The organism is Marinobacter sp. SS21 (genome assembly GCF_028369065.1).
Lineage (GTDB): Bacteria > Pseudomonadota > Gammaproteobacteria > Pseudomonadales > Oleiphilaceae > Marinobacter.
Map to the genome: position 1 here is coordinate 122487 of NZ_JAQNDA010000002.1, position 11120 is coordinate 133606.

Here is an 11120-nt window from a genome sequence, read left to right on the forward strand (position 1 = left end):
GGGCTCTGAATGGCAGAATCGTGACAACCTGTCATTCCCTCTTGATAAATGACGTTAAACTGTCACATTCTATGTGTACGTTTGTCCCATTTCTTTCTGTCAGGCGTTGGGGTAGTACCATGGATAATCGACGAAGAAACGTGCTCAAAGGATTGGCGGCGGCCTCTCTCAGTACCACGCTGGTTGCCTGCAAGGGCACCGCCGATGGTCGTGCCGGGCCAGGAGACAACAGTGAGCCTGTGGTGCCCGGCGATCCTTCGGCGCCGGTGCCGGTAGCGTTCAATCATGGCGTCGCTTCCGGCGACCCGCTGGCGGACCGGGTGATCCTGTGGACCCGGGTGACGCCGACGGCTGATCTGCCACGCAATGTGGCCGCCGTTGCGGTGGAGCTGGTGGTCGGCCGTGATCCCGAGCTGCGCGACGTGGTCCATCGCTACCAGTGCGAAACCACCGCCGAGCGGGATTTCTGTGTCAAGGTGGATGCCGATGGCCTGACCCCGGACAGTTGGTACTACTATCAGTTCAGCGTGGGCGCGGAGCGCTCGCCGGTCGGCCGAACCCGGACCTTTCCGGCCGCCGGTACCCCGGCACAGCGGAGCCGGTTCGCGGTGGTGTCCTGCTCCAACTTCGCCCATGGCCTGTTTTCCGTCTACCGGGCGGTGGCGCAACAACCTGACCTGGACTTTGTCCTCCACCTGGGCGACTACCTCTACGAATACGGTGCCGGCGAATACGGCAGTTTCCCCGGGCGGGAGCCTGAGCCCGCCCATGAAATGGTGTCCCTGGACGACTACCGTCAGCGCCACGCCCAGTACAAGACCGACGGCGAGCTTCAGAGCGTGCATCAGCAACTCCCCATGATCTGCATTTGGGACGATCACGAATTCGCCAACGACAGTTACCGCGACGGCGCGGAGAACCACACCGAGGCCAGCGAGGGAAGCTGGACGGAGCGCAAGGTGGCGGCCATTCGCGCCTATTTCGAGTGGATGCCCATACGCCAGCTGCCGGTGGACAACCAGCGCCTGTGGCGCCGGTTCGCCTTTGGCGACCTGATGGACCTGTTCATGCTGGACACCCGCCTGGAGGGGCGTGATGCCCAGGTGGACAACCCAGTCTCCGGCGAACGCAATAACCCAGACCGTCATCTGATCAGCGAACAGCAGATGCAATGGCTGCAGGAGGGATTGACCACGTCCACCTCGCAGTGGCGGATGATCGGTCAGCAAGTGATGTTCGCCGAATTGAATGTAGCACGAACCCTCATCGAGGCGGACACGCTGGGCTTGCCCCAGCCGTCCCGGCTCAACGACCAGCTGGCGGTGCTGAATGTCGATCAGTGGGATGGCTACGTTGCCGATCGCGACCGAATTCTCACCACCCTGCACGAACAGGGCATCGACAATACCGTCATCCTCACCGGCGACATTCACACCTCCTGGGCCAACGAAATCTACCGGGACAGCTCACTAATTGGCGGTGCCTTGACGTCGCCGGTGGCCGCCGAGTTCGTGACGCCCTCGGTGACCTCTCCTGGGCTGGAGGCGTTCCTCAGTGAGACCGGGGCTGACCTCGCTGCGGCAGCGGTACGCATTGCCAATCCCCACATGAAGTACGTCGAACTCAAGTCCCGCGGCTATATGTTGGTGGATGTGACCCGTGAGCGCGCCCAGGCCGAGTACTACTACGTGGCCAGTGCCACCGAGCAGGACCGGCTCGGCGAGCTGGATGCCGCCAAGACCAAAGTGGTGGGCGTAGACAGCGGCAGCAGTGAGATCTATCAGGACCGCCCGCTGTCTTCGCCGCGTGCGGTGCGCACGGCGCTGTTTCAGCCCCGGGTTCCAGTGCAAGTCAGTTAATTGGAGACAACCATGACCAAGACGTCGAGCCTGAACCAGGCTCAGGGTAAAAACATGGCCATTCGTGGCTGGAACCGGCGGGAGTTCCTGCGCTCCATGTTCTATACCGCCGGGGCGGTGGGATCCACCGCCTGGCTGAGTGCTTGCGGTGGCGACGCAGGTACGACAGATTCGGCCATTGCACCGGGGGACAAACCGCTGCCCGGTGGCCCGGGCTTGCCTCCCGAGGTGCCTGCGCCGCTAACGGGCCGATTTGCCAATCTGGGGCCACTGGAGGAGGCCGACCGATATGGGGTACGGTCGCCCGCCGGCTTCACCACCCGGGTGGTGGCCATCAACCATGAGTTGCCCCAGCCCACCGGCATGGCGGCCGAAGGCCCCCAGACCGGTGGCATTGGCAACCGGCCCTGGCATATGTTTCCCGATGGCGCAGGTGTGGTGCCTCGGGACAACGGTGGCTGGATCTACATCAGTAACAGTGAAGTACCTGGTATCGGTACCATCGGCTTCCTCTATCCGGCGCTGTCGGGCCTGGCGAACGCAGCCGAGGCGCTGGTGCCTGGCCTGGCCCAGGTCGGCACCCTGGTGTTCGATCCGGACGGCACCATCGTGGATTCCTATACCATCCTGAGCGGCACCACCTTCAATTGCGCCGGGTGCGTCACACCCTGGCAGACCTGGTTGTCCTGCGAGGAGTTTCCCAATGGCCAGGTCTGGGAATGTGACCCGTTCCAGGCGGGGGAGGGCCTGGCCCGGCCGACGCTGGGCTTCTTCTCCCACGAAGCCATCGCCATCGACCCCAACCAGCGCCGGCTTTACCTGACCGAGGACATGCCCGACGGCCGTTTCTATCGCTGGATTCCCGATCCCGCCGATTGGCCAGAAGGCGCAGACCGGGCCGCGCTCCAAGCCGGAAGGTTGCAAGTGATGGCCGTGGCCGGCGACGGAGTTGCCGGCGCCCTGACGGCCCCCCAGCCGATCCGCTGGATCGACGCCCGTAACCCCCACCAACCCCAGAACGAGAACCGCATCCCTGAATCCACCGTCTTCGATGGTGGCGAGGGGGTCTGGTACTTCAACGGTATCGTCTACTTCGCCACCAAGGGCGATGACCGTATCTGGGCGCTTGATGTGATCAATCAGACCATTGAAATCATTTACGACCGGGCTACCGCCGAAGCGCCCAATAACATCCTGTCCGGGGTCGACAACCTGTTTGTTACCAATCAGGGCGATGTGCTGGTGGCCGAGGATGGCGGCGATATGCAGATTGTGGCCATACTGCCGGACCGCACCCTCAAACCCATTGTCCAGGTGGTGGGGCAGGACGCCTCCGAGATTGCCGGGGTGGCGTTCTCGCCCGATGGTCGCCGTATGTACTTTACCTCCGACCGCGGTGGTCGCGATGGCCGGGGCGGATTTACCAATGGCTTGGGGATGGTGTACGAGGTCTTGCTGCCGCAGAACCTGTAGCGGTGCTGCGGCGCAGACGGCGGGTACATTCCCGCCGTCTGGTGCAGGGAGGCCGGGGCCAGCAGGCGGCTCCGGCCGGCGGGTGGACTACTGGGTAATCGGCGACAGGTAATTTAACCGCAGACTACCTGGCGGAATCTCCAGCTGCAGCCGGGTGTCGGCGCTCACCGCGACGTTGGCGATGCCGCCACAAATATAGGTGAAGGGCCAAAGGCCGCACAGGCCGCCGGTGGTTTCACCATTGATCTCGATGGTGCCCCAGACGTCGGCGTTGATGCTGATCGCCTCTTCGTTGCTTAGGGTAATCTGCATGCGGCCATCCTCCAGGAAGGTCACCGGGCCGGTGATCACCAGATCGTTGAGCTCATAGCCGCGCAGGTTATGGGTGAGGTTGGCCGGCCCCAGGCTTGGATTGAGGTAGGGTGCATCGAGGTAGACGTCGAGCGTGGTGCTGAACATCAGCTGGCCACTGTCGTCGTTATAGAGTGAGCCCCTGGCGGGGATGGGATTGCCCGCTTCGTCCTCATGGTAGCGAATGCGCATGAACAGGGGGCCGGTGGGAATGCGTTCGTGCTGGCTCAGGTCCACATCCAGAATCACGTCCGGAAACAAGTCGATAAACGAGGTGTCGATCTGCACCCAAAGGTCGGCGCCGCTGGTGGACAATATGGTGGGCAGGATATCCACATCCAGTTGCCCCTGTTCGTTGGGCGTGCCATGGATAATGGCGTCGAGTCCTGCGGTCAGATACAGGTATTGGCTCTGCGGGCACCAGCCTGGCACCCAACAGCCCACGCGGCCGGCTTCGACCACCGAGGTCCGTGACCCCAACGACGACACATTGGCCACCTGCATCCCAATGGCGTTGGGCAGGGACTCGCCAGTCTCTGAGCCCGGCTCATGGCCAAGGTCGTAATTCAGATTGCCATTGACATCGGTGGCGGGCAGGTTGCGCAGTGGCAGCGCGAGCTGGTTCTCGACCTCAGTGGCAATAAAATGATTGATAAGATCCGGGCCGCCAAAGTTTCGCTGCGCCAGGGCGCGGGTCCCCTGGGTGAGCACCTGGGTCTGCAGTGGGTTACCGGTCAGCGAGCGGATAATGCTGCCGGCGTTGCTGACGTTGGACGCCAGGGTGTAGCGATGCAGGGCGCCGCTTTCCCATCCCGCCACCGGTACGATTTCCAGCGAGCGTGGGGTTAAGTGCAGCAGGTAATCGGAGCTGGGCAGCGACTCCCAAAGGCCGTCACGCTGGATCTCCACCCGCACGGTGTCGCCGGCGATGAAGGTGGATGGGTCCATGTCCTGGGAGAACCGCACCAGCAGTGGTTTGTCGCTGGCGTGGCTGGGCACCGGCAATTGGTCTTCCGAGGCTTTGCCTCCGGCACACTGGCCCTGATGGGCCGGTAAGCTGGGCGCTGTCTTGGCGCAGGGGTAGCCGGGCAGGGTGGTCAGGGGCCAGGGCGCCTGGTCGGTGGCGGCCCAGATGTCGGTGCCGGTCAGCGCAAAGGGCAGGGTCGTCGGCAGCAGCGGGTTGCCGGCCAGATCGGTCAGGTTGTTCAGGGTCAGGGTGTAATTGACGTTGCGCTGCAGGGGTTCTGCTGGGACGATCTTCAGCGCCGAGCCATTGCTCACCAACTCGATGTCCATTGCCCGTTGGCTGCCGGCGCCGTCGATATCGCTGAACAGCACCACATTGCCCGGCTCATGCAGACTGGTGGTCAGCATCGGTTCGGTAAAGAACACCACCAGCGGATCGCCGGGCTGGATGGTGTCCTGGGTGTCTGTGCCCGGAACCCAGCTGCGGATGCCGGGCTCGATGGTGTCGCCAAACTCCTCCGGCTTGGGTTCGGCGGCCTGGTTGGCATAGCCTTCCAGGCGGAAGCTGATTTGCCCCGAGGCCCGGTCCAGGCCCAGCACTTCGGGCTCGATCACGCCATACGCATCGATCACCATGCGGCCGTCTTCCACCATGGTAGTGCCCACCAGTTGCACGTGCAGCAACTGTTGGGCAAAGGCGCCGTTGGCCACCGGGTTTTCGGTGCTCAGCGCCAGGTCCAGGTACAGTTCGATCACCCGTGGCGCACTGGTCAGATCGCTGTAGGGGTTGGGATGCATGAAGCCGTTGGCGTCGGTGAGGAAGCGAACGTCAATGCTACCGGAACCAAAGCCTGCCGGCAGCGCTCCGGCCACCACCACATTCAGGTGGCTACCCTGCATCAGTGAATTGCGGCTGATGCGCAGCGGGATGCTCTGACCGCTGCCCTCGAATCGCGGCAGGTACCCCAGTTCGGCAAACACCGAACCGCTGGCCTCGGTGGCGGTGTCATCACCCAGTAGCAGGGAGCTCAATCCCACCGAGTTGTAGCCCAGGCCGGAGAGGTCCGAACGCTGGCGTCCGCCATTGGAGTCACGGGTACTTTGGGCTAGAAGGCCGCGGGGGTGAGTGTCGCTCGCCACAAACTGCCAGCCTTCAGCGGGTATCTCAAGGGCGGTGCCCACGATCCGGCTTTTGACCCCATCGGTGATGTCCAGCCGATACTGGCCGCCACTCTCCAGCGGCGCCAGGGGATCGACCGTAATGCGCTGATCCTGAACCAGTACCTGGGCTGCTACCAGATTGCCGCTGGCGTCCAGCAGGCTGATGGTGTCGCCGTAACGGACCGATGCCGGGGCCACCGGTTCGGACAGCTGCAGGCGCAAAGCCGAGAAGTCGGTGACCGGGCGATTGGCGCTGCCGTCTGGAATGCGGCGGAGGATCTGAAATGCCCCGGTGCCTTCGGTCTGGTCAATCGGCAAGCCATCGCTGGCGGGAGCGGTGGTGAAACGGATCTCCGGCTCGAACAGGGCACCCGACGGATTGTCCAGGGTGTAGGGGGTGCTGTAACTCAGTGCCGCCTCAGGTTTGAACACGATGCCCTGGCGATCTTCCGTCAGACGCACCAGTTCCAGCGGAACCGGGCCATGAGCGGATGTTAGCGTCAAGTCATCCACTGCGTCTTCGTCCAGGGTATGGTTGAAACGCAGAATCAGCGGGGTGGACGTGGGTACGGCGGCCTGACCGTCCAGTGGAAAACTGAATGTCAGGGTGTTGGCTTCGCCATCGCCGGTCAGCATGGTTTGCTGTTCTTCTCCACACCCGGCCAGCAGAGAGACGCAGACTGGTATCGCCAGCAGGCTGCGCCAGAATCGAGTCGACGGCTGAGACCGGAGGGGCCGGGTGGCGGGGAAGTGGCCGTGGCCATTGGAACGCCGACTGTCCAGTGTCTGACACGCAGCCGAACGCCTTCCCAAATCCAGGGATCGTATTGTCATAAGAAGGCCTTAGTGTTGTTTTTTTAAGTTTTTTGCGGTGCTGCCTGGGGCCATTTTCTTGTCGAGTGGCTGGAGTTCCGGCGCGCCGCTTTAGTCTGGAACGCCGTCTATGGTGCGCTACCGACTGGGTATGTTGTCATGCATTTTGGGACTAAGTGCGAACTGAAATGTAAAAAGTTGTACCACCGCCAGGGTTAATACCGCTCAGGGTCGGTGCCGTTCAGTTGCTGGCGGAGCTTTACAAGCCTTTGTCCTTCACATTCTCCATCACCACAAAGGTGCTGGTCTGCAGGACATGGGGTAGGGCGTTGATCTGTTCCCCCAATACCTGCCGGTATTCCGCCATGTTGCGGGTCCGCACCTTGAGCAGATAGTCGAAATTGCCGGCAATCATGTGGCACTGCTCAACGGCCGAGATCTGGCTGATGGCATGGTTGAAGGCCGCCAGGGCCTTGCTGCTGGTGTCTGATAAGGTGACCTGGGCGAACGCAATGTGGCTGAGTCCCAGCTTGGTCTGGTTAACCAGTGCAGTGTAACCGGTGATGTAGCCCTGCTCCTCCAGACGGCGCATGCGAACTTGGCAGGGGGTTTTGGAAAGACCAACCCGCGAAGCCAGCTCGGTCACGGTAATGCGACCGTTCTTCTGTAGCTCACGAAGTATGGAGTGATCGATTCTGTCCAGTTCGACCAAAATTGGGCTCCTCAGGGAGATATATGACTAAATGATCTGCTCAATATAATGAAGATGCCTGCTATTTGAAAGGTTATGGTCAAAGCGACTTTGGCGCCTTGGATATACTGGTCCGACACTCGTCCAGTTGGCCTACGCCGGAGACACCCCATGACCGATTCCCGCCCACAACTACAACAATCTTTGCTGGAACAACTCGCCGATCTGCTGCCGGATCAAACGCTGCAGCCGGATGACGCCGCCCATCTCAGACAGCTGCTGGCCAAGGTGATGGCGGAGTCCCGTTGTTGGGACGACGATCTACACACGCTGCTCCGGCGTTCCCTCGGCCAGGCCGAGGGCAGCAGGGCGGCGCGGATGTTTGGCAGCGGCTTCTCTCCGGCCTATCGGGCCCGATTCTCCGCCTCGGAAGCCGTGCATGACATTCGGATGCTGCAGTCCATTTCGGTGAGTTCGGACGTGTCGATGCAGTTTAACCCCTGTGGGGAACGGCCGGGTCAGGCACTGAACTTCAAGCTATACAGCCAGGGCGAGCCAGTGATCCTGTCCGACGTGGTGCCAATGCTGGAAAATCTCGGCATGCGGGTGCTCGACGAGCACCCCTATCGGGTGATGCGTGAAGACGGTCAGCCGTTTGGCATCAGCGACTTTACTGTGGAGCTCCAGACCGCGCCTCGCGGAACTGAGCTGGCATTGGTCAAACCGCTGCTGCAGGTAGCCTTTCGGGAAACCTGGAATGGCTTTGCAGAAAACGACGCCTTTAACCGTTTGATCCTGGCCTGCGGTCTGGGCTGGCGGGACGTGGCGATGCTCCGGGCCTATGCCCGCTACATCAAACAGCTGCGTTTTGGCTTCAGTCAGCCGTTTATTGCCGATGCCCTGGCTCGCCATGCCGACATCACCAATCAACTGGTGGCGCTGTTTCGGGCACGCTTCGAGCCGGATCTACCGTCGCCGGACCGCCGGGCAGCGGAGGCCGAACGCCTGGAGCAGGAACTCCAGTCGTCGCTGGAGAACGTCGACAGCCTGGATGATGACCGCATACTCCGGCGCTTCTTCGTGCTGATCAAAGCCACCCTGCGCACTAACTTTTTCCAGCGTCAGGGCGGCGAGCCCAAGCCCTACCTGTCCCTGAAGCTCAACCCGCGAGCGATTCCCGATATCCCGCAACCCCGGCCGATGTTTGAAGTGTTTGTGTACTCCCCGCGGGTGGAAGGCGTGCACCTTCGCGCTGGCCGGGTGGCACGTGGCGGGCTGCGCTGGTCTGATCGGGTGGAGGACTATCGCACTGAAATCCTGGGTCTGGTCAAGGCGCAACAGGTCAAGAACTCGGTGATCGTGCCAGAAGGGGCCAAGGGTGGCTTTATCGTCAAGCAGCCGCCGGAGGGGGGGTGGGAGTCCCTGCGGGAGGAGGGCATTGCCTGCTATCAGTTGTTCATCCGGGGGCTGCTGGACCTGACTGACAATCTGGATGGCGGCCGCGTGGTGCCGCCGCCGAGGGTGGTTCGTTACGACGACGATGATACCTATTTGGTGGTGGCCGCAGACAAAGGCACCGCGACCTTCTCCGACATCGCCAACCGGCTGGCCCAGGCGTATGGCTTCTGGCTCGGCGATGCCTTCGCGTCCGGCGGCAGCGAGGGCTACGACCACAAGAAAATGGGCATCACCGCCCGTGGTGCCTGGGAGTCGGTTAAACGACACTTCCTGGAGCGCGGCCTGAATACCCAGTCCGATGCGTTTACCGTGGTCGGCATTGGCGACATGTCCGGCGACGTCTTTGGCAACGGCATGTTGCTATCTGAGACGATCCGGCTGGTTGGTGCGTTTAATCATCAGCACATCTTTATCGATCCGCAGCCGGACGCCGCCCGGGCCTTTGTTGAACGCGAACGACTCTTTAGCGCGCCAGGCTCCAGCTGGGCCGACTACGATCGCACGGCGATCAGCGCGGGCGGCGGCGTCTTCTCCCGTTCCAGCAAGAGCATTGCGATCTCACCGCAAATGGCCAAGGCGTTGGCAATAGAAGCCGCGCAGCTCACTCCTAACGAACTAATTTCTGCCTTGTTGCGAGCCCCGGTGTCGTTGGTCTGGAATGGCGGCATTGGTACCTACGTGAAGTCAGCGGCGGAAACCCATGAACAGGTCGGTGACAAGGCCAATGATGGCGTGCGTGTGGACAGCCATGAGTTGCGCTGTCAGGTGCTGGGCGAAGGCGGCAACCTCGGCTTTACCCAACTGGCACGGATTGGCTTTTCCCGTGAGGGCGGTGCCGTCAACAGTGACTTTATCGACAACGCGGGTGGGGTGGACTGTTCCGATCACGAGGTGAACATCAAGATCCTGCTCAATGACCAGGTGCATCAGGGCCTATTGACGCTGGAGCAGCGCAACCGGAGGTTGCGGGAGATGACCGCGGAGGTGAGCGAGCTGGTGCTGCGGAACAACTATCGCCAGGCCCTGGCGTTGACCATTGCCGAGGCCGCTGCGGCGGCTGGCGTCGATCCGTACCAGCGTCTGATGCGCCGACTGGAAAGTGAGGGCAGGCTGGACCGTAGTCTGGAATTCCTGCCAAGCGACGAGGCGCTGCAGGAACGCAGGGAACGTGGAGCGGGACTGACCCGCCCCGAACTGTCGGTGTTGATCTCCTATGCCAAGATCGAGCTTAAGCAGTCATTGCTCGGCACCGCCATCGTCCACGACGAGCGCTTCCGGGCGGCGTTGCATTCGGCCTTTCCCGAGTCCCTGTTGGCGGCCTATCCGGCCGCGGTGAACGACCATCCCCTGAAGGCGGAAATCACCGCCACTCAGATGGCGAACGAGCTGGTCAACCGCATGGGCATCACCTGGCTGGACGAGATGCAGCGGGCAACCCAGGCCAGTTGCGAAGAGATCGCGGGCGCTTACTGGATTGCCTCCCGCATCTACGGCATCGAAAGTCAGTGGCGTGCCATTGAGGCCCTGGATGGCGAGATTGCCGCGGACGTCCAGCTGGACCTGTTCCGGGATCTGATTCGTCTGGTAACCCGTGCCACCAACTGGTTGCTACGCAATCGCCAGGGCGGACTGGACCCGGTGCTATGTCAGCAACGTTACGGTTCGGCGCTGAACCAGGTGCTCGAGTCGGTGGAAAGCCTGCGTGCGGTGGTGCCGGCCAGTCGCTGGCTTGAGCGTTATGACCAGTACCGGGAAAGTGGCGTGCCGGATCGGCTCGCGGCGTGTTGTGCCTCGGCGGGCAGCCGTTACTGGCTGTTGGATGTGATTGAAGTGGCGCTCCGCCTTGAACAGGGTCTGGACTCGGTTGCCTGGGTCTATTTCAGCTTGGGCGAGAGCCTCGACCTGACCTGGCTCGATCAGCAGATGCGGGTGTTTCCGGCGCAGGGACACTGGCAGAAGCTGGCTACCGCGCATTACCGGGACGAGCTGGACCGCCAGTTGCGGCATCTCACCTCCAGTGTGTTCCGCTCCGGAGCCGACGCGCAGGCCGAGTCGGTCACGCCTGAGCAATTGCTTGAGGTTTGGCGCACCGACAAAAAGTCCCAGTTGGGACGATGGCAGCGCATGCTGGCGGATATGCAGGCGGCGAACGAGGTGGATTGCGCCATTTTCTCGGTCGCCCACGGTGTATTGCGGGAGCTGGCCTCAACGGCGGGTTGAGCGCGCCGTGGGGCTGTTATATCGATCGATGGAAGGTAAAAGGTCTGTTTTTAATTGCAGGCTAGTTCGATATTAACTTTTTGTGAAAAACAAAAGATCAAACATATTGCCTGACTCTGGTTAAAAGG

General features: G+C 61.8%; 5 protein-coding genes. 3 read left to right on the forward strand and 2 right to left on the reverse strand.

The features are described from left to right. Positions 1-119 precede the first annotated feature (119 nt). Positions 120-1859, forward strand: a complete 1740-nt coding sequence (locus N6L25_RS02825; protein WP_271977624.1) for an alkaline phosphatase D family protein — start codon at positions 120-122, stop codon at positions 1857-1859. Between the two features lie 12 nt (positions 1860-1871). Beyond that, positions 1872-3332, forward strand: a complete 1461-nt coding sequence (locus N6L25_RS02830) for an alkaline phosphatase PhoX (protein WP_271977626.1) — start codon at positions 1872-1874, stop codon at positions 3330-3332. Positions 3333-3419: 87 nt separating this feature from the next. Here N6L25_RS02830 and N6L25_RS02835 read toward each other — a convergent pair whose 3' ends face one another. Both N6L25_RS02835 and N6L25_RS02840 read right to left on the reverse strand, forming a co-directional pair. Continuing rightward, positions 3420-6644, reverse strand: a complete 3225-nt coding sequence (locus N6L25_RS02835; RefSeq protein WP_271977628.1) for an Ig-like domain-containing protein — start codon at positions 6642-6644, stop codon at positions 3420-3422. A gap of 238 nt (positions 6645-6882) precedes the next feature. Then, entirely contained in the window at positions 6883-7335 is a 453-nt protein-coding gene (locus N6L25_RS02840; protein ID WP_271977630.1) for an Lrp/AsnC ligand binding domain-containing protein, read from the reverse strand. A gap of 150 nt (positions 7336-7485) precedes the next feature. On the opposite strand from N6L25_RS02840, the gene N6L25_RS02845 reads away from it, so the two are divergent. After that, entirely contained in the window at positions 7486-10992 is a 3507-nt protein-coding gene (locus tag N6L25_RS02845; RefSeq protein ID WP_271977632.1) for an NAD-glutamate dehydrogenase, read from the forward strand. The last annotated feature ends 128 nt before the right edge of the window (positions 10993-11120 follow it).

Bases quoted from the DNA above. Each gene is read 5' to 3' on its own strand.
- N6L25_RS02825 (WP_271977624.1), top strand. From the start codon at position 120: ATGGATAATCGACGAAGAAACGTGCTCAAAGGATTGGCGGCGGCCTCT.
- N6L25_RS02830 (WP_271977626.1), top strand. From the start codon at position 1,872: ATGACCAAGACGTCGAGCCTGAACCAGGCTCAGGGTAAAAACATGGCC.
- N6L25_RS02835 (WP_271977628.1), bottom strand. From the start codon at position 6,644: ATGACAATACGATCCCTGGATTTGGGAAGGCGTTCGGCTGCGTGTCAG.
- N6L25_RS02845 (WP_271977632.1), top strand. From the start codon at position 7,486: ATGACCGATTCCCGCCCACAACTACAACAATCTTTGCTGGAACAACTC.